The organism is Nocardiopsis sp. FR4, assembly GCF_009830945.1.
GTDB lineage: Bacteria > Actinomycetota > Actinomycetes > Streptosporangiales > Streptosporangiaceae > Nocardiopsis.
Window position 1 is genome coordinate 216,053 of the sequence record NZ_VWVV01000009.1, and the last position, 25,325, is coordinate 241,377.

The 25,325-nt window shown below is 72.9% G+C and carries 27 protein-coding genes, 1 tRNA gene and 1 riboswitch; of the genes, 10 read left to right on the forward strand and 18 right to left on the reverse strand.

All coding sequences use genetic code 11. The annotated features are described in order from the left end of the window. Positions 1-198 precede the first annotated feature (198 nt). Positions 199-1,260 carry a 3-deoxy-7-phosphoheptulonate synthase gene (locus FYW95_RS11305; RefSeq protein WP_159943013.1) on the forward strand — a complete coding sequence of 354 codons (1,062 nt, stop codon included), beginning with the start codon at positions 199-201 and terminating at the stop codon, positions 1,258-1,260. Between the two features lie 116 nt (positions 1,261-1,376). On the opposite strand, the gene FYW95_RS11310 is transcribed toward FYW95_RS11305, so the two are convergent. Then, a complete protein-coding gene (locus FYW95_RS11310) occupies positions 1,377-2,303 on the reverse strand; it encodes a penicillin-binding transpeptidase domain-containing protein (RefSeq protein WP_236567832.1) in 927 nt (308 codons plus the stop codon). 200 nt (positions 2,304-2,503) lie between these two features. After that, positions 2,504-2,605: riboswitch (glycine riboswitch) on the forward strand. A gap of 145 nt (positions 2,606-2,750) precedes the next feature. On the opposite strand from FYW95_RS11310, the gene gcvT reads away from it, so the two are divergent. From gcvT to FYW95_RS11330, 4 genes are all read left to right on the forward strand, one after another. Further along, positions 2,751-3,863: a glycine cleavage system aminomethyltransferase GcvT gene (gene gcvT / locus FYW95_RS11315; protein WP_159943014.1), complete on the forward strand. Its 1,113-nt coding sequence runs from the start codon at positions 2,751-2,753 to the stop codon at positions 3,861-3,863. A gap of 150 nt (positions 3,864-4,013) precedes the next feature. After that, complete coding sequence (gcvH, locus tag FYW95_RS11320; RefSeq protein ID WP_159943015.1) at positions 4,014-4,394, forward strand: glycine cleavage system protein GcvH; 381 nt, start codon at positions 4,014-4,016, stop codon at positions 4,392-4,394. A gap of 7 nt (positions 4,395-4,401) precedes the next feature. After that, positions 4,402-5,670, forward strand: a complete 1,269-nt coding sequence (glyA, locus tag FYW95_RS11325; RefSeq protein ID WP_159943016.1) for a serine hydroxymethyltransferase — start codon at positions 4,402-4,404, stop codon at positions 5,668-5,670. 70 nt (positions 5,671-5,740) lie between these two features. Then, entirely contained in the window at positions 5,741-7,147 is a 1,407-nt protein-coding gene (locus FYW95_RS11330) for an L-serine ammonia-lyase (protein WP_159943017.1), read from the forward strand. Here FYW95_RS11330 and FYW95_RS11335 read toward each other — a convergent pair. The 9 genes from FYW95_RS11335 to purU all read right to left on the reverse strand — a co-directional run bounded on the left by FYW95_RS11335 (position 7,134) and on the right by purU (position 11,976). After that, complete coding sequence (locus FYW95_RS11335) at positions 7,134-7,616, reverse strand: hypothetical protein (protein ID WP_159943018.1); 483 nt, start codon at positions 7,614-7,616, stop codon at positions 7,134-7,136. The two genes, FYW95_RS11330 and FYW95_RS11335, sit on opposite strands and share 14 nt — an antisense overlap. Before the next feature lie 117 nt (positions 7,617-7,733). Next, the gene (locus FYW95_RS11340; RefSeq protein WP_159943019.1) at positions 7,734-8,135 is read right to left on the reverse strand and encodes a VOC family protein; all 402 of its coding nucleotides are present in this window, start codon (positions 8,133-8,135) and stop codon (positions 7,734-7,736) included. A 38-nt stretch (positions 8,136-8,173) separates the two neighbouring features. Further along, positions 8,174-8,764, reverse strand: a complete 591-nt coding sequence (gene amaP, locus FYW95_RS11345; RefSeq protein WP_159943020.1) for an alkaline shock response membrane anchor protein AmaP — start codon at positions 8,762-8,764, stop codon at positions 8,174-8,176. A gap of 2 nt (positions 8,765-8,766) precedes the next feature. Further along, positions 8,767-9,372, reverse strand: a complete 606-nt coding sequence (locus FYW95_RS11350) for a DUF6286 domain-containing protein (protein ID WP_159943021.1) — start codon at positions 9,370-9,372, stop codon at positions 8,767-8,769. Between the two features lies 1 nt (position 9,373). Continuing rightward, complete coding sequence (locus FYW95_RS11355; RefSeq protein WP_159943022.1) at positions 9,374-9,742, reverse strand: Asp23/Gls24 family envelope stress response protein; 369 nt, start codon at positions 9,740-9,742, stop codon at positions 9,374-9,376. Between the two features lie 16 nt (positions 9,743-9,758). After that, the gene (locus tag FYW95_RS27680; RefSeq protein WP_201294814.1) at positions 9,759-9,932 is read right to left on the reverse strand and encodes a hypothetical protein; all 174 of its coding nucleotides are present in this window, start codon (positions 9,930-9,932) and stop codon (positions 9,759-9,761) included. Positions 9,933-9,966: 34 nt separating this feature from the next. Further along, positions 9,967-10,284 carry a hypothetical protein gene (locus FYW95_RS11360; protein WP_159943023.1) on the reverse strand — a complete coding sequence of 106 codons (318 nt, stop codon included), beginning with the start codon at positions 10,282-10,284 and terminating at the stop codon, positions 9,967-9,969. 2 nt (positions 10,285-10,286) lie between these two features. Further along, positions 10,287-10,754: an Asp23/Gls24 family envelope stress response protein gene (locus FYW95_RS11365; RefSeq protein WP_159943024.1), complete on the reverse strand. Its 468-nt coding sequence runs from the start codon at positions 10,752-10,754 to the stop codon at positions 10,287-10,289. A 340-nt stretch (positions 10,755-11,094) separates the two neighbouring features. Continuing rightward, the gene (gene purU, locus FYW95_RS11370) at positions 11,095-11,976 is read right to left on the reverse strand and encodes a formyltetrahydrofolate deformylase (RefSeq protein ID WP_159943025.1); all 882 of its coding nucleotides are present in this window, start codon (positions 11,974-11,976) and stop codon (positions 11,095-11,097) included. 132 nt (positions 11,977-12,108) lie between these two features. Here purU and FYW95_RS11375 point away from each other — a divergent pair, with 132 nt between their 5' ends. Next, positions 12,109-13,329: an alanine racemase gene (locus FYW95_RS11375; protein WP_159943026.1), complete on the forward strand. Its 1,221-nt coding sequence runs from the start codon at positions 12,109-12,111 to the stop codon at positions 13,327-13,329. A gap of 72 nt (positions 13,330-13,401) precedes the next feature. On the opposite strand, the gene FYW95_RS11380 is transcribed toward FYW95_RS11375, so the two are convergent. Both FYW95_RS11380 and FYW95_RS11385 read right to left on the reverse strand, forming a co-directional pair. Beyond that, the gene (locus tag FYW95_RS11380) at positions 13,402-13,797 is read right to left on the reverse strand and encodes a DUF3618 domain-containing protein (protein WP_159943027.1); all 396 of its coding nucleotides are present in this window, start codon (positions 13,795-13,797) and stop codon (positions 13,402-13,404) included. 14 nt (positions 13,798-13,811) lie between these two features. After that, a complete protein-coding gene (locus FYW95_RS11385; RefSeq protein ID WP_159943028.1) occupies positions 13,812-14,930 on the reverse strand; it encodes a CDP-alcohol phosphatidyltransferase family protein in 1,119 nt (372 codons plus the stop codon). A gap of 316 nt (positions 14,931-15,246) precedes the next feature. On the opposite strand from FYW95_RS11385, the gene bcp reads away from it, so the two are divergent. Beyond that, entirely contained in the window at positions 15,247-15,729 is a 483-nt protein-coding gene (bcp, locus tag FYW95_RS11390) for a thioredoxin-dependent thiol peroxidase (RefSeq protein ID WP_159943029.1), read from the forward strand. Positions 15,730-15,797: 68 nt separating this feature from the next. After that, positions 15,798-15,872: transfer RNA gene (locus FYW95_RS11395), tRNA-Leu, on the forward strand. An 86-nt stretch (positions 15,873-15,958) separates the two neighbouring features. Here FYW95_RS11395 and FYW95_RS11400 read toward each other — a convergent pair. The 4 genes from FYW95_RS11400 to FYW95_RS11415 all read right to left on the reverse strand — a co-directional run bounded on the left by FYW95_RS11400 (position 15,959) and on the right by FYW95_RS11415 (position 21,025). After that, positions 15,959-17,212 carry a serine/threonine-protein kinase gene (locus tag FYW95_RS11400; protein WP_370462390.1) on the reverse strand — a complete coding sequence of 418 codons (1,254 nt, stop codon included), beginning with the start codon at positions 17,210-17,212 and terminating at the stop codon, positions 15,959-15,961. Positions 17,213-17,456: 244 nt separating this feature from the next. Further along, a complete protein-coding gene (locus FYW95_RS11405; protein ID WP_159943030.1) occupies positions 17,457-18,803 on the reverse strand; it encodes a M16 family metallopeptidase in 1,347 nt (448 codons plus the stop codon). Positions 18,804-18,867: 64 nt separating this feature from the next. Beyond that, the gene (locus FYW95_RS11410; protein WP_159943031.1) at positions 18,868-20,193 is read right to left on the reverse strand and encodes a M16 family metallopeptidase; all 1,326 of its coding nucleotides are present in this window, start codon (positions 20,191-20,193) and stop codon (positions 18,868-18,870) included. A gap of 166 nt (positions 20,194-20,359) precedes the next feature. After that, entirely contained in the window at positions 20,360-21,025 is a 666-nt protein-coding gene (locus tag FYW95_RS11415) for a hypothetical protein (RefSeq protein WP_159943032.1), read from the reverse strand. A gap of 193 nt (positions 21,026-21,218) precedes the next feature. Between FYW95_RS11415 and sppA the strand changes: the two genes are divergently transcribed. Both sppA and FYW95_RS11425 read left to right on the forward strand, forming a co-directional pair. Next, positions 21,219-22,943 carry a signal peptide peptidase SppA gene (gene sppA / locus FYW95_RS11420; RefSeq protein WP_159943033.1) on the forward strand — a complete coding sequence of 575 codons (1,725 nt, stop codon included), beginning with the start codon at positions 21,219-21,221 and terminating at the stop codon, positions 22,941-22,943. 20 nt (positions 22,944-22,963) lie between these two features. Beyond that, positions 22,964-23,422, forward strand: coding sequence for a flavin reductase family protein (locus FYW95_RS11425; RefSeq protein WP_159943063.1), 459 nt, complete (start codon positions 22,964-22,966; stop codon positions 23,420-23,422). Between the two features lie 54 nt (positions 23,423-23,476). Here FYW95_RS11425 and FYW95_RS11430 read toward each other — a convergent pair whose 3' ends face one another. Together FYW95_RS11430 and FYW95_RS11435 are read right to left on the reverse strand one after the other, a co-directional pair. Next, entirely contained in the window at positions 23,477-24,388 is a 912-nt protein-coding gene (locus tag FYW95_RS11430) for an ABC transporter substrate-binding protein (RefSeq protein ID WP_159943034.1), read from the reverse strand. A 57-nt stretch (positions 24,389-24,445) separates the two neighbouring features. Further along, complete coding sequence (locus tag FYW95_RS11435) at positions 24,446-25,126, reverse strand: ABC transporter permease (RefSeq protein ID WP_159943064.1); 681 nt, start codon at positions 25,124-25,126, stop codon at positions 24,446-24,448. Between the last annotated feature and the right edge of the window lie 199 nt (positions 25,127-25,325).

Sequence of the window (25,325 nt, forward strand, 5' to 3'; positions counted from 1 at the left end):
CGGGCGACGCGCACAGAAACCGTCCCACATGGCGAGACGTCTTTTCGGGGCGCCCGGCCTTTCCGGTGTTTTCCGTCACCGGCGTCCGCGGTGGAATGGCGACGCGCGCGCACCGCGCGCGACCCGGCACGCTACTGTTTTGGCGGCAGCTTTCACGACGGCAGCGAAAAAGAACAGACAGGATCCAAGGGGAGCACCATGCCGACCACGAACGACACACGGGTGGCCAGTTACAAGCCACTCATCGCCCCCCGGGACCTGCTGGCCGAGCTCCCTCTGGGCCCCGAGCGCAGCGCCCTGGTCGAGGACGCGCGCGCCGAGGTCAAACGGGTGCTGGACGGCGATGACGACCGCCTGCTGGTCGTGGTGGGTCCCTGCTCGGTGCACGACACCGAGTCCGCCATGGACTACGCCCGCCGCCTGGCCGACCTGGCGCCCTCCCTGCGCGACGACCTGTGCGTCGTGATGCGCGTGTACTTCGAGAAGCCGCGCACCACCGTGGGGTGGAAGGGCCTGATCAACGACCCCGGCCTGGACGACACCTACGACGTGCACCGGGGCCTGCGCACCGCCCGCAAGCTCCTGCTGGACATCAACTCCCTGGGGCTGCCCGCCGGGACCGAGTTCCTCGACCCCATCACCCCTCAGTACATCGCCGACGTCGTCTCCTGGGGCGCCATCGGGGCGCGCACCACCGAGAGCCAGGTGCACCGCCAGCTCAGCAGCGGCCTGAGCACCCCCGTCGGCTTCAAGAACGGCACCGACGGCGACGTCCAGGTGGCCGTGGACGCCGTGGGGGCGGCCGCCGCCTCGCACACCTTCTTCGGGGTGGACCCGACCGGCGCCGGTTCGGTGGTCGTGACCGACGGCAACCCGGACTGCCACGTGATCCTGCGGGGCGGGCGCAACGGCCCCAACTTCGACGCCGAGCCGGTCAACGCCGCCCTGGACGTCATCGAGGGCGCCGGGCTGCCGCGCCGCCTGATGATCGACGCCAGCCACGCCAACAGCGGCAAGGACCACAAGCGCCAGCCGGGCGTGGCCGCCGCGATCGCCGCCCAGGTCGCCGAGGGCCAGAAGGGCATCATCGGCGTGATGCTGGAGAGCTTCATCGTCGAGGGCGCCCAGAAGCTGGGCGACCCGGCCGACCTGACCTACGGCCAGTCGATCACCGACAAGTGCATGGGCTGGGACACCACCGCCGACGTGCTGGCCCAGCTCGCCGAGTCGGTGCGCCAGCGGCGCAAGAACGCGAACTAGCGGACCGCGCGCGCCGGTGGCCGGGAGGGGTGCGCCCTCCCGGCCACCGGTGCGTCCGGGGCCGGCCGCCCAGCGCCCGTCGCCGCACCAGCCGGGTCCGCCCCCGGACGGCCGGGTCAGTTCCGCGCCGCCTCGGGGGGCAGGACCTCCGTCCGCACGAGGAGTTCGCGGCCCAGGCGTTCGGGCGACTCCTTCCCCTCCTCCGCCTCGACCCGCAGCGCGAAGGTGTACAGCGCCTCGTCGCGTTCGACCCAGCCGACCCACCAGCCGGGGCCGTCACCACCGGCGGCCCGTTCGGGCACGGCGTACAGGGTGTAGTCCCCGCCCTCCTCCACAGCGGAGACCTCCCGGATCGTCAGCCGGTGCTCGGTGTCCACGGGCAGCTCGCCCAGGGCCAGGCTGGCCAGGAAGGAAGTCTGCTCCAGGGCGGAGATCTCCAGCGGGCCCTCCCGCCAGAACCGCTCCGCGTCCTCCGCGCCGCCCACCGACCGGTTGCCGTAGTCGAACCGGTCCAGCCAGGCCGCCGTCCGCTCGGGCCCCAGCCTGCGGGCCACCTCCCGGTAGACGTCCCGGTCGGCGGCGGGCAGTGCCTCGCGCAAACTCGCGGCCCGCTCCCGCCGCGCCGCGGGCTCCCCGGTGGTGAGCACCTCGTCCACGTCCCCGACCGCGCCCGTCTGGAGGGCGATCAGGGTGTGCGGGACGGCGAAGGTGGCCGCGGGCGCCGCTCGCTCGCGGGCCTCCTCCGGGTCGACCACCGTGGCCGTCCGCTCGCGCACGTCGTAGAGCACCAGGGTGCCCACGACCCCCGCTTCGGAGAACACCGTCTCCAACTCCTCCCGCTCCACGGCGGGCACGTCCCCCCGGACCAGGGGCAGCGGCTCGGCCATGCCCTGGGCCGGGCCGCCTGAGCCGGAAGCCCCCTCGTCCCGGTCGGCCGCGGCGCACGCCGGTACGGCCACCAGGCCCAGGGCGCACACCGCGGCCAGTCCCGCACGAAGGGCCGCCCCTCCCCCGCGCTGTCGGTGTTCGACGTCGGTTCGCACTCGCCATCCCTCCACACGACGAAAGCCCGTCCCGGCAACGCTAACCCGCGCCCCCGTCCCACAGGCGGGATCGGCGCGGGTGTCGGGACCGGATCCGCGCCGGGGTCGGGTCCGTTATCCGCACCGGACCGGGCCCCTCCCCGGGCGCCCCGGGCACCCTTGGGCGGGGTGTGCGCCCGCTGCTAGGCTGAACGTGTTGCTGACCCCGTACGGGAGAGTGCCCGCGTATCCAGCGCGGGCCGCCGAAGGAGCAATCCCTCCCCGAAGACAACCTCTCAGGCACAGTGGACCGTACGGGCGAGACCACTCTGGAAAGCAGGGACGCGCCGTCCCTCGCCGAAGGTGCAAGCCACGCCGATCACGTGGCGAAGCTCTCAGGCACCGATGACAGAGGGGGAGGATGGCAACGCCACGCATGTCACGACGCCCATCCTCTCGGGAGTACCCATGTCAGAGCCCGCAGCCGCGCCGCGCGCCACAGCGCTACGCGAGGTCCACGAGAAGGCGGGGGCCACGCTCGTGGACTTCGCCGGATGGCTCATGCCGCTGCGCTACGGCAGCGAGACCGCCGAGCACACCGCGGTGCGCGAGGCCGCCGGCCTGTTCGACCTCTCCCACATGGGCGAGATCCGCCTGACCGGCCCGCAGGCCGCCGAGGCCCTCGACTACGCCCTCGTCGGGCACCTGTCCCAGGTCAAGGTGGGCCGGGCCCGCTACACCATGATCACCGCCGAGGACGGCGGGGTCCTGGACGACCTCATCGTCTACCGGCTGGGCGAGGAGGAGTACCTCGTCGTGGCCAACGCCGCCAACGTGCCGGTGGTGGCCTCCGCCCTGGCCGAGCGCGCCTCGGGCTTCGACGTCGAGGTCGCCGACGAGTCCGCCGACTACGCCCTCATCGCCGTCCAGGGCCCGCGCGCCGTGGAGATCCTGGCGCCGCTGACCGACGCGGACCTGGACGGGATCCGCTACTACGCCGGGTACGAGCACACCGTCGCCGGCACGCCCGTGCTGCTGGCCCGCACCGGCTACACCGGCGAGGACGGCTTCGAGATCTTCGTCCGGCCCGCGGACGGGGCCCCCGCCGTGTGGGAGGCCCTCATGGAGCGGGGGGCCGGGCACGGCCTGGTGCCCGCCGGGCTCTCGGCCCGCGACACCCTGCGCATGGAGGCGGGGATGCCGCTGTACGGCCAGGAGCTCACCCCGGACCTCACCCCCTTCGACGCCGGGCTGGGCCGCGTGGTCAAGTTCGACAAGGGCGACTTCGTGGGCCGCGCGGCCCTGGAGGAGGCCGCCCGCACCGCCCGCCCCCGCCGCCTCATCGGTCTCCTCGCGCGCGGCCGCCGCCCGCTGCGCAGGGGCCAGGAGGTGCTCCGCGACGGCACCGCCGTCGGAACCATCACCAGTGGCGCGCCCTCTCCCACCCTGGGCCGCCCCATCGCCATGGCCTACGTGGACGGCGACCTCGACACCGGCACCGGCGCGTTCACCGTGGACGTGCGCGGGCGGGGCGAGGACGTCGACGTGGTCGACCTGCCGTTCTACAAGCGGCGGTCGTAGCAGGGCCTTCACACCCCGAAGGCCCACGCGCCCGGTGCGGCGGGATCCCCACGGGGGACCTGCACGGACGGGGCGCGACCGGGCGTAGGCCGGGCCGGGCAGCCGTACGGGCGCGCGGCAGGAAAACGAACACCTCCAAGGAGAGTTGAAGTGAGCGTTCCCACGGAGCTGGGTTACACCGCCAAACACGAGTGGGTCCGGGTGGAGGACGGCATCGCCACCGTCGGGATCACCTCGTTCGCCGCCGAGTCGCTGGGCGACATCGTCTTCGTCGAGCTGCCCGAGGTCGGCGGCGAGGTCACCACCGGCGAGTCGTGCGGGGAGGTGGAGTCCACCAAGTCCGTCAGCGAGATCTACTCACCGGTCAGCGGCGAGGTCACCGAGGTCAACGAGGCGCTTGAGAACGAGCCCGAGAAGATCAACTCCGAGCCCTTCGGAGACGGCTGGCTGTTCCGGGCGCGGGTCTCCGAGGAGCCCTCCGACCTGCTCTCCGCCGAGGAGTACACCAAGCTGACCGAAGGCGAGGAGTAGGCCCCCGATGGCTACTGACAACACGCTCAACAAGACACTGGGCGAACTGGACCCCGAGGTGTCGGCCGCGGTCGACGCGGAGCTGGCCCGCCAGCGCGACACCCTGGAGATGATCGCCTCGGAGAACTTCGCACCCCAGGCGGTCATCGAGGCGCAGGGCACCGTCCTGACCAACAAGTACGCCGAGGGCTACCCCGGCCGCCGCTACTACGGCGGGTGCGAGCACGTCGACGTGGTCGAGCAGCTCGCGATCGACCGCGCCAAGGCGCTGTTCGGAGCCGAGCACGCCAACGTGCAGCCGCACTCGGGCGCGCAGGCCAACACGGCCGTGTACTTCGCGCTGCTCAAGCCGGGCGACACCATCCTGGGCCTGGACCTGGCCCACGGCGGTCACCTGACCCACGGCATGAAGATCAACTACTCCGGCAAGATCCTCAACGCGGTGGCCTACCACGTGCGCGAGGAGGACGGCACCGTCGACTACGACGAGGTCGAGGCGCTGGCCGAGAAGCACCGGCCCAAGATGATCGTCGCCGGGTGGTCGGCCTACCCGCGCCAGCTGGACTTCGCCCGCTTCCGCAAGATCGCCGACTCCGTCGGCGCGCTGCTCATGGTGGACATGGCGCACTTCGCCGGTCTGGTGGCCGCGGGGCTGCATCCCAACCCGGTGCCGCACGCCGACGTGGTCACCACCACCACGCACAAGACCCTGGGCGGCCCGCGCGGCGGAATGATCCTGTCCAAGGCGGAGTTGGGCAAGAAGATCAACTCCGCGGTCTTCCCCGGCATGCAGGGCGGCCCGCTGGAGCACGTGATCGCGGCCAAGGCGGTCTCGTTCAAGGTCGCCGCGAGCGAGGAGTTCGCCGAACGCCAGCGCCGCACGGTCTCGGGCGCCAAGCTGCTGGCCGAGCGCCTGACCCGGCCGGACATGGCCGAGGTCGGCGTCAAGGTGCTCTCGGGAGGCACGGACGTGCACCTGGTCCTGGTGGACCTGGTGAACTCCGAGCTCAACGGCCAGGAGGCCGAGGACCGCCTGCACTCGGTCGGGATCACGGTCAACCGCAACGCGGTGCCCAACGACCCGCGTCCGCCGATGGTCACCTCCGGTCTGCGGATCGGCACCCCGGCCCTGGCCACCCGCGGGCTGGGCGACGAGGACTTCGCCGAGGTCGCCGACGTCATCGCCGAGGCGCTCAAGCCGGAGTTCGACGCCGGGGCCCTGAGCGCCCGCGTACGGGCCCTGACCGCGAAGTACCCGCTCTACCCGAACCTGTAGAGCTCCGCCGTGCGGGGCTCCAGGGCCCCGCACGGCGCACCGGGCCCTGTACTCAACGAGGAGGACAGCCATGGCCATCAGCGTGTTCGACCTGTTCAAGATCGGGATCGGGCCCTCCAGCTCGCACACGGTCGGCCCGATGAAGGCCGCCCGCACGTTCGTGACCGGACTGGGCGACCGGCTCGGCCGCACGGCCCGGGTACGGGCCGAGCTGTACGGGTCCCTGGCCCTGACCGGCAAGGGCCACGGCAGCGACACCGCCGTGGTCCTGGGCCTGATGGGGCACACCCCCGAGCATGTGGACGTGGACGCGGTGCCCGCGCTCCTGGCCCGCGTGCACGAGGAGCGCACCCTGTCCCTGGGCGGCCCCTCCGGCCCGACCGTGGCCTTCGACCCGGCCGTGGACGTGGACTTCCGCCGTAAGGAGAGCCTGCCCGACCACCCGAACGGGATGCGCTTCACGGCACTGGACGCCTCCGGGGCCGAACTCGCCGCCAAGGTCTACTACTCCGTGGGCGGCGGGTTCGTCGTGGACGAGCGCGCGGCGGGCGCGGACCGGATCAAGCCGGACGACACCGTGCTCCCCCACCCCTTCGACAGCGCCGAGGAGCTGCTGGCCGTCTGCGCGGAGACGGGGATGTCGATCAGCGCGGTGATGCTCGCCAACGAGCAGGCCTTCGGCCGCTCCCCCGAGGAGATCCGCGCCGGTCTGCTCACCCTGTGGACGGCCATGCGCCAGTGCGTGCGCCGCGGCGTGACCACCGAGGGCAGCCTGCCCGGCGGGCTGAAGGTGCCCCGGCGGGCGCACCGCCTGTACCGGCAGCTGGGCGGCAACTGTGACGAGTCCGGCCTGCTGGCGCCGACGAACGTGGACTCCGACCCCATGCGCGGCAGCGACTGGATCACGCTGTACGCCCTGGCGGTCAACGAGGAGAACGCCGCGGGCGGCCGGGTGGTGACCGCCCCGACCAACGGGGCGGCCGGGATCGTGCCAGCGGTGCTGCACTACTACATGCACTTCAGCCCCGGCTCCGGCGACGAGGGCGTGGTGCGCTTCCTGCTGACCGCGGGCGCGGTCGGCATCCTGTTCAAGCAGAACGCCTCGATCTCGGGGGCCGAGGTGGGCTGCCAGGGCGAGGTGGGCTCGGCCTCCTCGATGGCCGCCGCCGGGCTGGCCGAGGTGCTGGGCGGCACCCCCGCCCAGGTGGAGAACGCCGCCGAGATCGCCATGGAGCACAACCTGGGGCTGACCTGCGACCCGATCGGCGGCCTGGTGCAGGTGCCGTGCATCGAGCGCAACGCGCTGGCCTCGGTCAAGGCGATCAGCGCCGCGCGCATGGCACTGCGCGGCGACGGCAGCCACTTCGTCTCCCTGGACAAGGTCATCAAGACCATGCGGGACACCGGGCGCGACATGCACGACAAGTACAAGGAGACCTCGCGCGGCGGCCTGGCCGTCAACGTCATCGAGTGCTGACCGGGGCCCGGCCTCCGGGGGACCCCTGCCCGGGTTCGCGCGAACGCAGCCGCCGCTCGTCGACGACCGCCTCCAGAAGGGCGACGTCCACCACGTAGGACACGTCGGCCTCCCAGAGCCCGGCGGCGCCGCGTCCGCGCCAGCGCGTGATCAGTCCCCTGTACCAGGCACCCTCGTGCCGCACCCAGCACAGCTTGGTTCCCTCAGGTGCGTAGTCGGGAAAGCAGTGGACACACGGCGGACGGTCGTGCACGACCCGTTCCAGGGGCACCACCTGCGGATCGTGCACCTCAAGACCCATGCGCGCGGCCTTGCGCTGCCCCTCGACCAGCGCTTCGCAGCGCCGGGACAGGTGGAACACCGTCCCGCCCGGTGTGACCGTCACACGCTCGGCCAGCCCACGGGGAACGGGTCGGCACAGCCCGCACTGGCCGGGCAGGAGGTCGTGGGGGCAACGGTCCTCACCCATGGGTGAAGCATGGCGCACCGCCCGTCCCGCGACCAGGGCCTTCCGGTCCCTTCCCCCGTCCCGCTTCGCGGTCCCAGCCATGTCCCAGGGGTACACCGCGGCTCGGACGGTCCCGGGTCAGGAGGGCGCCGCCTCCGGGTCCGTGTACGGGAACTCCCAGCGGTGGCCGTCGGGGTCGGTGAAGGAGCGCGAGTACACCCCCGTCTGCTCGGCGGTGACCGCCCCGGTCGCCCCGGCCACGGCGGCGGCCTCGGCCATGCGGTCCACCTCATCGCGGCTGTCCGCGCCCAGGGTGGTGACGACCTCGTTCCCGGCGGAGGGGTCGGCCACCCCCGAGGGCGCGAAGTCCGCGAAGTAGGGCTCGGCCAGGAACAGGACGGAGAAGTCGCCGTTGACCGCCACGCACAGCGCCCAGTCACAGGAGCGGGCCTCGTCGTACTCGAAGCCCAGGGCGCTGAAGAACTCCCGGGTGGCGTCGAGGCTCGCGGCCGACAGGTTGACGAAGGTCTTTCGGCTCATGTGGTGAAGCTGACAGGCACCCGCGACGGCGGGCCGGATCACGCCAGGCTGCGCCGGGGGTTCCTGGCCGGGGCGGTCATCGACATCCGCACGACGGCGGGCACCTGCTCCAGGTCCAGCGCCTGGCGCAGGTTGGCCAGCGCCTCCGCCCTCACCCGCAGCCAGATCCCGGTCACGTCCGCGTCCTCGTCCAGGGTCAGCGCCAGCCGCAGGTGCGGGGCGTCGGTGGACTCGGTCAGGCGGGCACGCGCGCGGCGCACCCCCGGGTACTCGGCGATCTCCTGCTCCAGGGCGCCCCGGGCCACGCTCTCGGATATCTCCACCCGGCCCTCGTCGCTCCGCTCCAGGACCAGGCGCCCCACGGTGTCGTTGAGCCCCTGGACCATGAGCCAGCGCAGGGCCAGGAACCCGGCCACGAAGGCCGCCGCGACCACCGCGTAGGGCACCCACCGCTGGGAGAGCGCCTCCCGGGTCCCCGGGCCGAGCAGCGCGCTGTCGGCCAGGTCCGCGCCGAACAGCCCGCGCCCGGCCGCCAGCGACGCCAGCCCCAGGGCGAGCAGCAGCACGCCCACGACCGCCAGTCCCCAGCGGTTCCCCCGGGCCGACCTGCGCGCCCTGTCACCAGCCATGGTCACCCCTCCGCGTACCGCACGTGGGTGGCGATCCGCATGCTGCGCAGCGGCGCCAGCTCCTCCAACCGCCGCTCCACGGCCGCGGTCACCTCCGTGGGCAGTTCCGCCGCGTCGCGCATCCCGGTGCGCGCGTGCACCCGGATCCTGTTGCCGCGCACCGTCACGTGCGCCTCGTCCACCCCGCTCACGTCCTGCACGGCGGCGACCACCGCGCGGCGCAGCGCGGGCCGGGTCAACCCCACCACCAGGGCGGGGTCGTCGGTGCGTAGGGCGGTCCAGCGCCCCCGCCCCGGTGCCAGGGCGAGGACGATCAGGGTCAGGCCGATCACCGCCAGGACCGCCGAGGCGATCTGCACCGAGGGGCTGGACCAGGTGGCGGTGGCGGCGTAACCGGTGGCGGCGCCGACCGGGATCAGCCGCAGCGGACTGCCCGCCAGCGCCGAGATCACCTCGGCGGCGGCCACGACGGCCACCACGAGGATCACGAAACCCGTGATCACCGCGGGCCAGGACCGCCGCGGACGGAACGTGTGGACGGCCACCCGCCTGGCCCTGCGGTCGACGCCCTGGTCCGGGCGTCCGAGTGCCTCTTCCACGGTGGTCATGTCAGCGCACCAACTCCGCGATCTCGATGTCGATGTGATGAACCCTCTTGCCGGTGATGTACTCGATCCGGCGCCTGACGTGCCCGCTCACCCGCCCGGCGACCTCGCGGGCGGAGCGCGGGTAGTGGACGCCGATCCGCAGCCGCAGCAGGACGACCTCACCGCTCACCCGGGCGCGTGCCGTGCGCGAGCGGACCACCAGCGCCCCGGGTACCTCCCGCACGGCGCGGGCGGCGGCCTTCTCCACCACGGAGTGCTCGATGAGGGTGCGCCCGCCCGGGTCGCGGCCCCGCGCGTCCGGACCCGGAGCCGGAGCCCCGTACGGCCGCTGTCGCTGTCGGGGCACCGCGCCGGTGCCCACCCCCCTCACGCCCGCCTCCCGCATGTCAGGCCGAGCGCCGGGCGAACATCGCGTTGAGGTCGATCTCGCCCTCCATCGCCCGGCCGGCGACGAACCCCGCCAAGCCCAGGATCAGGACCAGCGCGAAGGCCGTGAACCCGCCGAAGGCGGCGGCGAGCCCCAGTACCGTCCCGTAGGCCAGGCCAACGATGGGCCACATGGCTTCCCCCTCTTGTCCAGCCTCTGCTGCTGTGTCAACCGCGCGCGCGGACCCCGTCCCCCAGGCCCGCGACGACGTCCTCCACACTGATGTGGACCGTCCGGCCCCCGGCGAGCGGGGCCAGGCCCCGGCGTAGCTCGGCGGCCAGCTCGGGCAGGGGACGCCCGAAGCGGACCACGACCCCGACCTCGACGCTGTCGGGGCGCACCGCGACCCCGGGCACCCGTCCGCCGGGGACGGGGGTGGCCAGGGTTCCGAAGGCCCCCGAGGACAGCTCCACCACGTCCGGGAAGGCGGCGGCCTCCTCGGCCAAGCGCCGGGCCAGCTCTCCGGGATCCCCGTCTCGTGCCACGGCTACTGGACCCGGGGCGCGGACTCGCCCTCGTCCTCGCGGTCGTCGTCGGGCAGGTGGATGTCGTCGACCCGGATGTTGATCTCGGTGACCTCCAGGCCGGTCATGCGTTCCACGGCCGAGGTGACGTTGCGCCGCACGGCGGCGGCCAGGTCCTGGATGGCGGCGCCGTACTCCACGACCAGGTCGATATCGACGGCCGCCTGGCGCTCGCCCACCTCGACCGAGACGCCGCGCGAGGCCGAACTCCGCTCGCTCCCGCCGGTCACCGCGTCCCGGACCGCGCCGACGGCGCGGGAGGTGCCCCCGCCCATGGCATGGACGCCGCCGATCTCCCGGGCGGCCATACCGGCGATCTTGGCGACCACGCCGTCGGCGATCTGCGTGCGCCCGCCCTCCTCCTTCCCGGCCTCGCTCCGGCCCGACTCACGTGCCCCCGGCACCTTGGCCTCGGTCCTCGTGTCCGTCACTGGTCCCCCTACGTGCGTTCCGCGGTGCGGCCCCGGTCCCGGAGGACAGCGGCCCGCGCCGCGGGCGCACTCCTCCGGAATGTCAGACCGAAACCCCGTTGACATTCCGCCTGAACGGCTGGAAGGTTGCGAACTGATCACACCATATACAAACACTACGTAGTCGACAAGTGACATACAGTGTGTTTTCGCTGATCAGAAGAGGTAAGAGTACTCTCATTCCTGCCCCAAAAACGCGTGGGGAACCACGGAGGAGCAAGAAAACGCAAGGGGCGCCCGAAGGCGCCCCCATCTGTCCGAAAAAGGTGCGGGCCCGTGTCGCCACGGGCCGCGCCGGGCCTCAGCCGAAGATGACCGTCTTGTCCCCGTTGAGCAGGACCCGGCGCTGCGCGTGCCAGTTGACCGCGCGAGCCAGGGCCACCGACTCCAGGTCCCGGCCGATCGCGGTGAGCTGCTCGGGGCTGTGCGTGTGGTCCACCCGCGACACCTCCTGCTCGATGATCGGGCCCTCGTCCAGGTCGGCGGTGACGTAGTGGGCGGTCGCGCCGATCAGCTTCACGCCGCGGGAGTGCGCCTGGTGGTAGGGGCGGGCGCCCTTGAAGCTGGGCAGGAAGGAGTGGTGGATGTTGATGATGCGGCCCGACATCTTGGCGCACAGCTCCTCGGAGAGCACCTGCATGTAACGGGCCAGCACGACCAGGTCCACGTCGTGGGAGTCCACCAGCTCCAGCAGCCGCGCCTCCTGCTCGTGCTTGGTCTGGGCGGTGATCGGCAGGTGGTGGAAGTCCACCCCGTAGGAGTCGGCCAGGAACTCCAGATCCGGGTGGTTGGAGACCACCGCGGCGATGTCGACGTCCAGCAGGCCGCTGCGCTGGCGGTAGAGCAGGTCGTTGAGGCAGTGGCCGAACTTGGACACCATCACGATCACGCGCGGGCGCACGTCCCGGGGGCTGAGGGTCCACTCCACGAACGCGTCGCCGCCGCCGACCTCGGACGCCAGGGCGGCGAAGGCCGCGCGCAGCACGTCCTCCCCGGCCACCCCGTTCCCGCCCCGCTCGGCCACGAACTGCATGCGCAGGAAGAAGCGGCCCGTGTAGTGGTCGCCGTACTGCTGACTCTCGGTGATGTTGCAACCGTGGTCGGACAGCAGGTTGGCCACAGCGGCGACGATACCCCGGCTGTCGGGGCACGCAAGGGTCAGGACGTACTCACGCTCACTCATGGAAAGAACCACTCCCGGGATCGGACCGGCTGCTCAGCCGTGGCATCCAAGGATATCGGCCGCCGGGCGGCCGGCGGGTGCCCTCTCCCTGGGGGAATATGAAAGGGATTCATGTTCTGGCATTCTCAGGGCATGACAAGCCTGAGCGAGACGTACGAGGCCGCCACCCGAGAACTCGACGCCCCCTTCGCCATGGTCGACCTGGCCGCCCTGCGCGCCAACGCGACCGCCCTCACCCGCCGGGCCCACGGCACACCGATCCGCGTCGCCAGCAAGTCCGTGCGCAGCCGCGCACTGCTGCGCACCGTCCTGGCCATGCCCGGCTACGCGGGCGTGATGGCCTTCACCCTGCCCGAGGCGCTGTGGCTGGCCACCGGGGACGACCCGGTGAGCGACGACGTCCTCGTGGCCTACCCCACCGTGGACCGGGGAGCCCTGGCCCGGCTCGTCCGCGATCCCGCCGCCGCCCGCGCCGTCACCCTGATGGTCGACGACACCGCCCACCTGGACCTGATCAGCGCCGCCGTCGCCGACGCCTCCCGGGGACCCGGCGCGCCTCCGGTACGGGTCTGCCTGGACATCGACACCAGCTGGCAGCCGCTCGGCCCGCGCGCCCGCGTGGGCGCCCACCGCTCCCCCGTACGCACCCCCGCCCAGGCCGCGGCCCTGGCCCGCGCCGTCCTGGCCAGGCCCGAGCTGCTCCTGGACGGGATCATGGCCTACGAGGCACAGATCGCCGGGGTCGGCGACGACCCGCCCGGCCGCCCCCTCTACGGCCGCCTGCTGCGCGCGGTCCAGCGCCGCTCGGCCCTGGAACTGGCCCGGCGCAGGGCCGCGATCGTGCGCGCCGTGCGCGCCGTCGCCGACCTGCGCTTCGTCAACGGCGGCGGCACCGGCAGCCTGCACACCACGGGACGGGAGCGGGCCGTGACGGAGCTGGCCGCGGGTTCGGGGCTCTACCAGCCGCACCTGTTCGACCACTACCGGTCCTTCCGGGGACGCCCCGCCGCCCTGTTCGCCCTGCCGGTCGTCCGCCGCCCGGGACCCGGTGTGGCCACGGCCCTGGGCGGCGGCTATCCGGCCTCCGGCCCCCTGGACGCCCACCGGGCCCCGCTCCCCCACCTGCCCGCCGGGCTGACGTACAGCCCCACCGAGGGCGCCGGAGAGGTGCAGACCCCCCTGCTCGGCGCCGCCGCGGACGGTCTGGCCGTGGGCGACCGGGTCTGGATGCGCCACGCCAAGGCGGGAGAGCTGTGCGAGCGCTTCGACACCCTGCACCTGGTCGACTCCGACACGGGCGCCTACGAGGGGGCCGTGCCCACCTACCGCGGCGAGGGGCGGACCTTCCTCTGACCGAGTCCGCGGAACCCCGGACACGGCGGAAGGGGCCCGCGCAGGGGCCCCTTCCAGCACACTTCCGCGGCGCTACCTCCCGCGGCGCACCGCCCAGGCGACCACGCCCACCGCGATGACCGCTCCGACGCCGACCGCGAGGTACAGCACCTCCGGGGGGAGCTGACCGCGCGACTGGTAGGTGGTGACGAACTCGTCGTCGCCCTTGAGGACGACACTGCCCTCGGCGGGCTCCACCGCACGGCTCCGCACGCGCACCGCGCCACCGCCGACCACCAGGGCACGCGCCTCGTCGACGACGCGGGCACCGCGCTCGCGCATGCGCTCCATCTGCCGCCGGGCGACGTTGGCGGGCTGGGCCCGCACGCTCAGCTCTTCCAGGGTCTCGGCGAGACGCCGCTGCTCGCGGTTGATCTCGGCCTCGAGTTCCGCGGGGGTCTGGCGCGGTTCGGTGTCGCGTCCCGTCATAGGGTGCCTCTCTCCTAGCGCAGGGTCGACTGGGATCCCGTGCCCGAGCCGGAGTCCCGGCTCTCCTCCTCCGCGCCGTCGGACGGACCGGTGAACCTCAGTGCGCTGTCGATTCCGTCGACCACGCGGAAGAAGTCCCGCGTGGACAACCACAGTTTATAGATGATGGCGATCTCGAACGCGAGGAGCAAAACACCCGCAACGGCGGTGATCCACCCGATGAGGGACGGCGCGGCGAAGACCGCGACCGCCAGCGGGGCCAGAACGAACACCGCCATCTGGAACTCGATGCCGCCGACCAGGTGGGTGCGCACCCGCCGGGCGTTGAGGGAGGCCCAGAACCGCTGGTACCAGGGGAACCGGTGCCGGAACTCCTGGTGCAGGTCCACCTTGGGCAGGGTCAGGTCGGGCTGCTTGCCCGCCGTGCGGTGGTTGCGGGTCTCGCGCTCGGTCTGGCTGTGCAGGATCTGCTCCAGCACCGCGATGCCGTGCCGCAGCACGGCCTGCTCGCCGCCGTCGCTCATCGTGCGCCCGCCCGCGCCCGTGGCCGAGCCGGTGTCGTCCTCCTCCGGCTCCAGCATGGACAGGGTCGCGCGGGCCCGCTCCAGGGCCGCGGCCAGGTGCGAGCGCATCTCCCGGCGCACCTTGTAGACCTGCAGGGCGTTGAGGTAGCGCAGCATGTCCAGGAACACCACCGCCAGGGCCAGCCACACGAACCACACCGGCCCGCTCGCACCCCCCTCGGCGGCCACCACGTACTGGCCGCCCATGAGCGCGACCACGCACACCAACACCCGGAACCGGTCGGAGACGTAGTCCATCCAGGCGCCGAACAGCGACTCGGAGTTGGTGAGCCGGGCCAGCTTGCCGTCCACGCAGTCCACGAGGAAGCACAGGAAGTACAGCAGCGCGCCCAGGGCCAGGAAGTGCCGGTAGCCCAACGAGAAGCAGACGGCCGCGCCCAGGCCCAGGAAGAGCGCGGCCACCGTCAGCTGGTTGGGCGTGAGGGAGGTCCGGTTGGCGACGAGGCGGACCAGTCGGACCGCCACCGGGTCCACGAGGTAGACCGTCCACCAGGAGTCGCGCTCCTTGAGGGTCCGGGCCCTGACCTCGTCGAGTGTGAATCCAGGCATCGTCGCCACTACTCCCCACAGCGAAGCGGATCTGTTCGGGTCCGGCGGCGGGCACCGCCAGCGGCGCGGCGTCCCGATGCGCGCGAGGGGCGTCCGCGGGGGCCGGCCGAAAGGCCAAGTGCGGTCAACAATAGGTGATCGCACCGCTGGTCAATCCCGATGCGGAGGAAACGAACCGCAATCGCAACCGAAGACCGCCATCCCACCCTGGCACAACCCGCGAAGCGGTCGATCCCGGGGCGCCGGAAGGAGGTCCTAGGGTGGGAGCGAGAGCCGGCGGGGCAGGCCCCGCCCGCGAACCGAAGGGAAACACCACGTGAGCGACCCGATCCGTCTGGAGCCCGGCGACAAGGCGCCCGACTTCACCCTGGACGACGCCGACGGCAGGCCCGTCACCCTCAGCGACGTCCTGGCCTCCACCGGCCAGCGCGTCGTGCTGTACTTCTACCCCGCGGCCATGACCCCCGGGTGCACCACGCAGGCCTGCGACTTCCGCGACAACCTGCGCGAGTTCGACGCCGCCGGGTTCACCGTGCTGGGCGTGTCCCCCGACACCAGCGACAAGCTGGCGAAGTTCCGGGACAAGGAGGGCCTGACCTTCACCCTGCTCGGCGACCCCGGCAAGGACACCCTGCGCGCCTACGGCGCCTTCGGTGAGAAGAAGAACTACGGCAAGGTCGTGCAGGGCGTCATCCGCTCCACCGTGGTCGTGGACACCGACGGCCGGGTGGAGAAGGCCTTCTACAACGTGAAGGCCACCGGCCACGTGGACCGCATCAAGCGGGAGCTGGGCCTGTAGCACCGGCCGGAGGCCGCCCGGGGCCCGGGCCCCGGGCCCGCCCCGGGCACCGGTAGAGTTGCCCCGAGGGGGCCGTAGTCCAACCGGCAGGAGACGGCAGCTTTAGGTGCTGTACAGTGCGGGTTCGAATCCCGCCGGCCCTACGAACACGGGCCCGCGGCCCGGGGAAGCCCCGGGGCGGGCCCTCTCGCGTGTACGGGACCGGCCCGGTCGGCGGGCCCGGCGGCCGTCAGCGGCCCAGCAGCGCCCACAGCATGACGGCCAGCAGCACCACGACGCCCAGCGCGACCGCGATCCCGGCGACCACCGGCACACGGCTCTTCTCCGCGTGCTTGCCCGAGCTGGTCAGCCCCAGGGTGTCGGTGGACTCGCGAATCGAGGTCATGATCGAGTTCATCGCCTCGGGGCTGTGCCGCAGCCGCTCGTTGATGGACTCGGCGAGCACGTGCGCGCCCGCCCTGAAGTGCTCGCGGGCCGACTCCCGGCCGTCCTCTCCCCCGGGCCGGGGCTCAGCGGGCGTGGCGGTGCCCTCGGCGGCGGTCTCCGGGCTGGTCTCGGGCGCCCACGGCGCCAGGGCGGCGATCCGGAGCATCTTGGTGGCGTTCTCGGCGGTCAGCCGCTCGGAGGGCTCCACCCTGAGCAGCCCGGCCAGCACCGGCGCCAGCGGCCCGGCGTTGGCTGCCTCGGCGGGCTCGTCCAGCTGCTCCTGGCGCAGGATCTTGATGTAGCCCTTGCGGTCGTAGGGCGGCCGCCCCTCCACCGCCGCGTACAGCGTGGCGCCCAGGGACCACAGGTCCGACTCCGGGCCGACCGGGCCCGCCTTGGCCCGCTCGGGCGGGATGTAGGCCGGGGAGCCGATGATGCGGCCCGAGGCGCTCAGCGCCGACTCGCCGTTCCAGGCGGCCAGGCCGAAATCGGTCAGCACCACCCGTCCGGTCTGGCTGATCATCACGTTGTCGGGCTTGACGTCGCGGTGCACGATGCCCTCGTTGTGCGCGACCTTGAGGGCGTCGATGAGCTGCAGGCCGATCTCTGCCACGCGCTGGTAGGGCAGCGGGCCCACCCGGATGAGCTCCTCCAGGGTGGAGGCCTCCACCAGCTCCATGACGATCCAGGGGCGGTCGTCCTCGTCCACCACGTCCAGGACGGTGACGAGGCTGGGGTGGGTGAGGCGCCCGGCGACCCGGGCCTCGCGGGTGGTGCGCTGCAGGAGCGACTCGCGCTCGGAACGGCTCAGGTCCGCGGGCAGGCGCAGCTCCTTGACCGCCACCTCCCGGTCGATGACCAGGTCGGAGGCGCGCCACACCGTGCCGACACCGCCCCGGGCGATCTCCGACACCAGCTGGTAGCGCCCCTTGAGCAGGCGCCCCTGGGGCCCGGAGTCACTCGTACCCGCGCTCTCCGGGCTCGCCGAGGACCGCGGCGTCTCGGGCCGCTGCGTGTGGGGGTTGTCTAGGGAGGACACGGTTATCCACGGGTCCATTCGCCGGCCATGGTGGCCTCCTGCGGAGCGTTGCGGTCACTGTTCACCGCGTAGGTGCACGGATCACTCGTTATACCAGCAGGACGCCGGATCCATACTGATGGTTGCCATATCACGGGCACATAGGTTCGCTTTCGTTATGTCCGCCGAACGCCCGTGCATGCAGTGACGTAGCTCTCGTTTGAGCACCTGCGTCGCTGGTGGGAGCGGGGTGCGCGGGCGGGGTCCCGCGCACCCGGCGCCCTCACGACCAGAGCGAGTCCGGGGAGCGCACCTCGACCGGGCCGACCCCGGTGTCGGTGATCGGCCCGCGCAGGCGTTCGGCGTCGCCCACGACCACGACCACCGACTCCTCGGGGCGCAGGTACTCGGTGGCGGCGCTGTCCAGGGCCTCCTTGGTCAGCCTCTCATACCCGGCCCGCGTACGGTCCACGTGGTCCTCGGGCAGGTCGTGCACGACCATGTCGACCAGGGCGCCCGCCATGGCGCGCGCGGTGGAGTAGGTGACCGGCAGGCCCACCGTGTTGGAGTCGCGCACGGCGGTCAGCTCCTCCTCGGTCACCCCGCCCTCGCGCAGCTTGGCGACCTGCTCCAGCGAGGAGGTGATCGAGTGGGCGGTGGTGTCCGCCTCCACCTGGGTGGACATGAAGAACACCCCGCTGTCGCGGCGCAGGTCGAAGCGGGACCCGGCGCCGTAGGTGTAGCCGAGCCGCTCGCGCAGCTCCAGGTTGAGCCGGGAGGTGAACATACCGCCCAGGACCTCGCTGATGCCCTCGGCGCGCGGCAGGTCCACCCGGGAGCGCGAGGGGGCCCGGTGCGCGATGACCAGCGCCGACTGCACCGACCCCGGCCGGTCCACGATGAGGACGCGGGGCAGCTCGCCGGGCGGCGGGGCGGGCTCGGTGGGCTCGGCGGCCCGTACGGCCGCGGCGTCGCCGAACACGGTCTTGCCCAGGTCCTCCAGGTCGACCCCGGTGAGGTCGCCGACCACCACGAGGGTTCCGGCCACCGAGGCGATGGAGTCGGCGTGGAAGGCCGCCACGGTCTCGGGTGAGACGTCGGCCAGCTTCACCGGGCCCCCGGCGAGCGGGGTGGCGTAGCGGCCGGTGAAGAGCTGCCCGCCCAGACTGCGCATGGCCAGGGTGCTGGCCGAGGCGGCCTCCAGCCAGAACCGCTCCAGCAGCTGGTCGCGGCGGCGGAGGATGTCCTCGGGCGCGAGCGCGGGCCGGCGCACCGCGTCGGCGAAGAGGCGGACCGCCTCGCCCAGGCGGTTGGCTGGGGCGTCCAGGCCGGTGATGAAGCCGTCCCAGTTGACCCGGGAGACCCACTCGGCGCCGTGGCGCTCCAGGGCGGGGGCCAGGGAGCTGTTGCCGTCCGGGCCGTCCTCCAGGACCTCGCCGGTGAGCGCGGTGACGCCCATGGCGTCGAGCGGTTCGGCGGCGCCCCCGTGGGGGTGCACGAGGCGGACGGAGACGAGCTGTTGGCCCGGCACGTCGATGGCGACGACCGTGCCGCCGCCGACGGTGAGGCGGTGGGGCTTGGGGAAGGTGTAGGAGGCTGCGGCACCGAGGTCCGGGCGGTTCTGCGGCATGCTCTACGGCTCTTTCTGCGCGTGCGGGTAAGCGGGGCCGGGAGGCGGGCGGGCGCCTACGGGATCAGGAGGCGTCCGCCGCGGCGTCGGCCCCGGCGGCCTGGGTCTGCTCGGGGTCGAAGCGGACGACGAGCAGGTTGTCGTCGACCAGCAGGCGCTCGGCGGCGGCCCGCACCTCCTCGGCGGTGACGTCGTCCCACCGCCGCGGCCAGGTGAAGGCGAGCTCGGGGTCGTCGAACAGCTGGGTGCAGCTGCTGATGGTGTCGGCGAGCCCGGAGGGGCTGGAGATGGACTGCAGGTGGTCGCGCTCCAGGACGGCGCGGGCACGTTCCAGCTCCTCCTCGCCGATCCCGGCGGCGAGCTTGGCGATCTCCTCGCGCATGGCCGCCTCCAGGGTGTCGCCGCTGACGCCCTCGCGGGCGAGCATGTTCACCAGCAGGAGGCTGTCGGTGTAGCGGAACGGCAGGATGTCGGCGGCGGCACCGCCGTCGTCGGCCGCGATGGGGCGCTCCACCACCAGGGAGCGGTACAGGCGGCTGCCCTGGCCCTGTCCGAGGACGGCCGAGGCCAGGTGCATCACGTCGAAGCCGCGCTCGCCGTAGGCGGGGACCCGGAAGCCGAGGAAGACCCCCGCCGCGGGCACCGTCTCGGTGACCGCGTCGCGGACCGGGCCGCCCAGCGACGCCTCCAGCGTGGTGTCGGGGACCTCGGGGAGGGTGTCGCGGGCGGGGATGGCGCCGAAGTACTTCTCCACCCGGGCCAGGACGTCCTCGGGGTCCAGGTCGCTGACCACGGTGAGCACGCAGTTGTCCGGGCCGTAGTGCGCCTTGTGGAAGGACTTGACGTAGTCCAGGTCGGCCGCGTCCAGGTCGGCCATGGAGCCGATGGTCGGGTGGTGGTAGGGGTGGCCCTCGGGGTAGGCCAGGCGCAGGATGCGCTCCAGGGCCGTGCCGTAGGGCTGGTTGTCGTAGCGCTGGCGCCGCTCGTTCTTGACCACGTCGCGCTGGTTGTCCAGGACCTCCTGGGTCATGCCCTCGCGCAGGGTGGCCAGGCGGTCCGCCTCCAGCCACAGGATGCGGTCCAGGGCGTGCTCGGGGACCGTCTCGTAGTAGTTCGTGCGGTCGGTGGAGGTGGAGGCGTTGATGTCGCCGCCCAGCCGCTCGACCTCCTCGAAGTGCTCGCCCTTGACGACGTTGCCGCTGCCCTGGAACATCAGGTGCTCGAAGAGGTGCGCGAAGCCCGTGCGCCCGGGGACCTCGTGCCGCGAACCCACGCCGTACCACAGGTTCACGGAGGCGACCTGGCCCGTGGAGGCCGGAGCGGTCACCAGACGCAATCCGTTGTCGAGCGTGTACTGACCGACCCGTCCCGCCGCTCCGATGGTGGTCACCAGTGCTGCCCCCTGATTCACGCCGTCGCCTGAACTGCCGTGGTCCGCGCGGAGGCTCCCGCGCGAACGTTCTCGTGATGAGTACGACCCTACGGCCTCACGGGACCGGGAGGACACCCGAACGGCCAATCCGCGGGGCCGGCGGCGGCCCGCGTGCGCCGGGAGTTCAGCTCTGGTACTCGGTGGTGTCCATGGACAGGGCGATCTCGTCGTAGACCGCGGAGTACTGGGAGTCGGCCGACCACACGTACAGCAGGACGTCACTGACGGGCAGGAACCACATCCGCACCTCGAAGGTGTCGTCGTTGACGCACGTCACCCGCCACACCGAGTGGTGCGACTTGAGGCCGTCGGCGTGCTCGGTGAAGTCGGAGACCGCCAGCTCGGCCCCCTCCACCCCGATGCCGCCGGAGGCGGAGGTGTTGAGGCTGCGGCAGCTGCCGGTGTCGGCCGCCCAGCCGTCGTCCTTGTTGAAGGCGTCGTCCTTGGCGGGCCAGTTGTCCGGGTCGCGTTCGGCCGCGTGCGGGAGCAGCTGCACCGAACCGTAGGCGCAGGCCGCCTGCCCGGGCGGGCTCACGCAGAGTTTGCCGCCCTCGCTCTGGACCTTCCAGTCCTCGGGGACCGTGAGGGAGACGCCCTCGATGCTCTGGGTGTTGAACTCCTCCGGCGCCGGCGGCTCGGCCGCGGGCAGGATGCCGCTCTCGCCCCGTTCCAGCTCGACCTCTCCGCCGCCGCCTCCGGAACACGCGGTCAGCAGCACCAGTGCCGCGGCCGCTCCCGCGCCGAGGCGCGCTCCGCGCGCCCGCCGCCACCACCCGTGGATGCCCGCCATGCGTCGTCCCTCTCGTGCGTCGCGTGGTTCGAAACACCGTTGACCTTAGCGCTTGACGACACACGCCGCGCACCGTCCGATCCCCGCGCGATCCGGACGCGCGGGATCGGACGGTGCGCGGCCGGAGGCGCGGCGGCCGGGGAGGGAGGGCGGCCTCCGACCGCCCGTGGACGGCGGCCACTACCCTGGGCCCATGGTGGACCTCGCGAAGATCACGGAACCCTTGTCACTCGCACGGCAGCGCCCCAAGGGGCCCCTGGTCCTGGAACTGGACCTGACGGAGGGGGTCGCCGACGAGGCCCCCGGGGACCCGGTCGGCCAGTTCATGAGCCGCCGCAAGCAGCACTACCTCGACGTCCTGGAGGGCATCCGCCGGGGCGCGCGCGACCCGGGGGTGGCGGCGCTGCTGGTCCGGGTCGACGCCCGCTCCCTGGGGTTCGCCAAGGTCCAGGAGCTGCGCCACGCGGTCGCCGACTTCCGCGCCGCGGGCAAGCCCGCCGTGGCCTGGGCCGACTCCTTCGGCGAGACCGGTGCGGGCAACCTGCCCTACTACCTGGCCTGCGCGTTCTCCCGCCTGGCCCTGGCGCCCACCGGCGTGCTCGGCCTCACCGGCCTCATCATGCGCACCACCTTCGTCCGGGGCGCGCTGGACAAACTGGACGTCACCTACGAGGTGGGCCGGCGCCACGAGTACAAGAACGCGCTGAACAGCGTCACCGAGACCGGGTACACCGAGGCCCAGCGCGAGGCCACCGAGCGGATCGTCACCTCCCTGGGCGACCAGATCACGGAGGCGGTGGCCCGGGAGCGCGGGCTGACGCCGGAGAAGGTGCGCGCCCTCGTCTCCCGCGGCCCCCTCCTGGCCCGGGAGGCGGCCGAGGAGGGCCTGGTCGACCGGCTGGCCTACCGCGACGAGGTCTACGCGGACCTGTTCGAGCAGGTCAAACGCGAGAAGGGCGGCGGCCGGGGGGAGCCGCGGCTGCAGTTCGTCACCCGCTACCACCGCAAGCACACCCCGCCGCCGCGGCCCCGCAGGGCGGGCGGCCCCGGCTACATCGCGCTGATCTCGGCCACCGGCACGATCGCCCTGGGCCGGACCCGGCGCTCCCCGCTGGGCGGCGGCACCGTCATGGGCTCGGACACGGTCACCGCGGCCTTCCGGGCCGCGCGCAAGGATCCCCAGGTCAAGGCGGTGGTGTTCCGGGTGGACAGCCGGGGCGGCTCCCCGACCGCCTCCGACGCCATCCGCCGGGAGAGCGAGCTGACCCGCCAGGCCGGTGTCCCCGTGATCTCGGCGATGGGCGACATCGCCGGGTCGGGCGGCTACTACGTGACCCTGGGCTCGGACGCGGTCGTGGCCCAGCCGGGCACGCTCACCGGTTCCATCGGGGTGCTCACGGGCAAGCCCGTGCTGGGCGCGCTGCTGGAGCGGTACGGGGTGACCAGCGACTCGGTGCGCACCGGCGAGCACGCGGGCATGTTCGACACCGAGCGCCCCTTCACCGAGTCCGAGTGGGAGCGGGTCAACGCGCTCCTGGACGAGATCTACGAGGACTTCACCGGCAAGGTCGCCCGGGCGCGGGACATGACCCGCGAACAGGTGGAGGAGGTGGCCCGGGGCCGGGTCTGGACCGGCCGGGACGCGCACGAGCGCGGGCTGGTGGACGAGCTGGGCGGCCTGGAGACGGCCGTGCGGCTGGCCCGGGAGAGGGCCGGCGCGGGGCCGCTGCCGCTGCGCCCCTTCCCGCGCACGCACCCGCTGGACCGGATCCGCCCGCACGAGTCGAGCGAGGACGTGGGCGCCTCGGGGCCGCAGACCGTGCTGAGCGGATGGGGTCCCCTGCAGCACGCGGCCGTGGCGATGGGGCTGCCCGCGGGCGGCCCGCTGATGATGCCCGGGAACTGGGAGGTCCGTTGACCCCCGGCTACCTGGCGGCGATGGCGCTGCTGCCCGCCGGGGTCACGGTGGTGACCGTCGCCGACGGCCGCGACGACGTGGGCGCCACGGTCAGCGGCTTCGGGTCGGTGTCGGCGGACCCGCCGGTGGTGTCGGTGAGCGTGGACTCCGAGGGCTACATGGCCGAGGTGATCGAGGAGGCCGGGGCCTTCGCCGTGAACGTGCTGGGCGCCGGGCAGCGCGCGGTGGCCGGGCGCTTCGCCGCCGAGGGCCGCCCCAGCGCCCGTCTGCTGGTGACCGACCAGGCCCACCACCGGGGCGAGCGCACGCGGGCGATCGTGCTGGAGGACTCCCTGGCCGCGCTGGAGTGCTCGGTGCGCCAGAGCGTCCTGGTCGGCGACCACACGGTGTTCTTCGCCGACGTGGTGGGCCTGCCCCGGGTCAACGGCCGGGGCCCGGCCCTGGTCCGCTGGTCGGGCCGCTACCACTCGGTGGGGTGAACACGGTCGGCCCGGAGGGGCGCCCCTCCGGGCCGACGGCGCGGTCCCGGGGACCTAGACCAGCCCCTCCTGCTCCAGCCACTCCTGGGCCACGTCGGCGGCGTTCTCGTTCTGGACGATGACGCGCTCGTTGAGCTCGGTGAGGGCCTCGGTGGTCAGGGCGGCCGAGACCGCGTTCAGTGCGGCGCGGGCGGTGTCGTCCACCTGCTCGGCGTTGACCAGCGGGGTGATGTTCTGGGCGCCGAAGAGGTTCTCCGGGTCCTCCAGCACCACGAAGTCCTCCACCGCGATCTGCGGGTCGGTGGTGAACAGGTTGGCGGCCTGGATGTCGCCGTCCAGCAGCGCCTGGGTCAGCAGCGCCACCTCCAGCGAGCGGAACTCGCCGAACTCGACGCCGTAGACCTCCGCCAGGCCCACCACGCCCTGCTGGCGGGTCTCGAACTCCGGCGGGCCGCCCAGGGTCAGCTCGCCCGCGACGCCGGCCAGGTCCGCCAGGCTGCTGAGGCCGTACTCCTCGGCGGTCTCGCGGGTGACCGTCACCGAGTCCTTGTTCTCGGCGCTGGAGGAGTCCAGGATCTCCAGGCCCTCGGGCAGCGCCTCGGTCACGCGCTGGTTGGTCTCCTCACCGCCGCCGGTGGGCGCGTCCTCGTCGAGGTAGGCCAGGATCGCGCCGTTGTACTCGGGGAAGACCGACAGGTTGCCGGACTCGATCTGGGAGTAGTAGACCTCGCGGCTGCCGATGTTGAGCTGGTAGGTGACGTCTACCCCCTCGGCCTCCATGGCCCGGCCGTAGATCTCGGCGAGCAGGGTGGACTCGGGGAAGTCGGCGGAGCCGATGACGACGGATCCGGCGGAGGCCCCGTCGCCGCCCCCGCCTTCCTCCTCCTCGTAGGGGTCGCTGCCGCCGCACGCGGTCAGGAGCACAGCGGTCAGGGGGAGCCCGATCAGGGCGAGCCTCGTGCGCATGTTCGCGAACCTTCTCTCTGGAGTACTTCGGGACACGGGGACGCGGATCGTCCCGCGCTAGCGGACCCCGGTGGTCCGGACGCGCAGACCGGGCGCGACCAGGAGCCGCCGCAGACCGGCGAACAACAGGGTGGTCAGGACCGCGAGCGCCACCACCAGCAGCGAACCGGCCAGCATCATGGTGAGGTCCTGGCGGGCCTGGCCGTCGACGATGTAGCGGCCCAGGCCGCCCACGCCCACGTAGGCGGCGATGGTCGCGGTCGCGACCACCTGGACGGCCGCGGTGCGCATCCCGATGAGGATGAGCGGGACGGCCACGGGCAGTTCGAGCCGCAGCAGCACCTGGTGGCCGCGCATGCCCATGCCGAGCGCGGCGTCGCGCAGCCGGGGCTCCACCCCGCGCACGCCCTCGTGGGTGTTGACGAGGATCGGTGGGACCGCCAGCGCCACCAGCGCGCACAGGACCGGAACGAGCCCGATCCCGGCGGCCAGCACGATGAGGAACAGCACGCCGATGGTGGGCAGGGCACGGGCGAGGTTGGCGAGGCTGGTGGTGAGGAAGCCGCCCCGGCCGGTGTGCCCGGTGAGCAGCCCCAGGGGGACGGCGACGGCCGCGGACAGCAGCAGTCCGAGCAGCGAGTAGTAGACGTGCTCGCCCAGGCGCGCGGGAACGCCCGAGGCACCGGTCCAGTGGGCCGGGTCGGCGAACCACGCCAGCAGGTCGGTGAGGATGTCCACGGTCACCCCTCCCCCGGTACGCGTTCGGACCCCGGCGGCGTTCCGGTGGGCGGCGGGGCCTCGGGGCCGGCCGGGGCACGCCCGCGCCCTCCCCGCCCTCGCCCGCGCGCATCCGCACCAGGTAGAACACCACGTAGGCGGCCAGGAGGGCGCCCATCGCCGCCCATAAGGGCCGGTGCAGCGCCCAGGCCCGGCGGGC

Bases quoted from the DNA above. Each gene is read 5' to 3' on its own strand.
- FYW95_RS11305 (WP_159943013.1), top strand. From the start codon at position 199: ATGCCGACCACGAACGACACACGGGTGGCCAGTTACAAGCCACTCATC.
- gcvT (WP_159943014.1), top strand. From the start codon at position 2,751: ATGTCAGAGCCCGCAGCCGCGCCGCGCGCCACAGCGCTACGCGAGGTC.
- glyA (WP_159943016.1), top strand. From the start codon at position 4,402: ATGGCTACTGACAACACGCTCAACAAGACACTGGGCGAACTGGACCCC.
- FYW95_RS11330 (WP_159943017.1), top strand. From the start codon at position 5,741: ATGGCCATCAGCGTGTTCGACCTGTTCAAGATCGGGATCGGGCCCTCC.
- FYW95_RS11335 (WP_159943018.1), bottom strand. From the start codon at position 7,616: ATGGGTGAGGACCGTTGCCCCCACGACCTCCTGCCCGGCCAGTGCGGG.
- FYW95_RS11340 (WP_159943019.1), bottom strand. From the start codon at position 8,135: ATGAGCCGAAAGACCTTCGTCAACCTGTCGGCCGCGAGCCTCGACGCC.
- amaP (WP_159943020.1), bottom strand. From the start codon at position 8,764: ATGGCTGGTGACAGGGCGCGCAGGTCGGCCCGGGGGAACCGCTGGGGA.
- FYW95_RS11350 (WP_159943021.1), bottom strand. From the start codon at position 9,372: ATGACCACCGTGGAAGAGGCACTCGGACGCCCGGACCAGGGCGTCGAC.
- FYW95_RS27680 (WP_201294814.1), bottom strand. From the start codon at position 9,932: ATGTGGCCCATCGTTGGCCTGGCCTACGGGACGGTACTGGGGCTCGCC.
- purU (WP_159943025.1), bottom strand. From the start codon at position 11,976: ATGAGTGAGCGTGAGTACGTCCTGACCCTTGCGTGCCCCGACAGCCGG.
- FYW95_RS11375 (WP_159943026.1), top strand. From the start codon at position 12,109: ATGACAAGCCTGAGCGAGACGTACGAGGCCGCCACCCGAGAACTCGAC.
- FYW95_RS11380 (WP_159943027.1), bottom strand. From the start codon at position 13,797: ATGACGGGACGCGACACCGAACCGCGCCAGACCCCCGCGGAACTCGAG.
- FYW95_RS11385 (WP_159943028.1), bottom strand. From the start codon at position 14,930: ATGCCTGGATTCACACTCGACGAGGTCAGGGCCCGGACCCTCAAGGAG.
- FYW95_RS11400 (WP_370462390.1), bottom strand. From the start codon at position 17,212: ATGGACCCGTGGATAACCGTGTCCTCCCTAGACAACCCCCACACGCAG.
- FYW95_RS11405 (WP_159943030.1), bottom strand. From the start codon at position 18,803: ATGCCGCAGAACCGCCCGGACCTCGGTGCCGCAGCCTCCTACACCTTC.
- FYW95_RS11415 (WP_159943032.1), bottom strand. From the start codon at position 21,025: ATGGCGGGCATCCACGGGTGGTGGCGGCGGGCGCGCGGAGCGCGCCTC.
- sppA (WP_159943033.1), top strand. From the start codon at position 21,219: ATGGTGGACCTCGCGAAGATCACGGAACCCTTGTCACTCGCACGGCAG.
- FYW95_RS11425 (WP_159943063.1), top strand. From the start codon at position 22,964: ATGGCGCTGCTGCCCGCCGGGGTCACGGTGGTGACCGTCGCCGACGGC.
- FYW95_RS11430 (WP_159943034.1), bottom strand. From the start codon at position 24,388: ATGCGCACGAGGCTCGCCCTGATCGGGCTCCCCCTGACCGCTGTGCTC.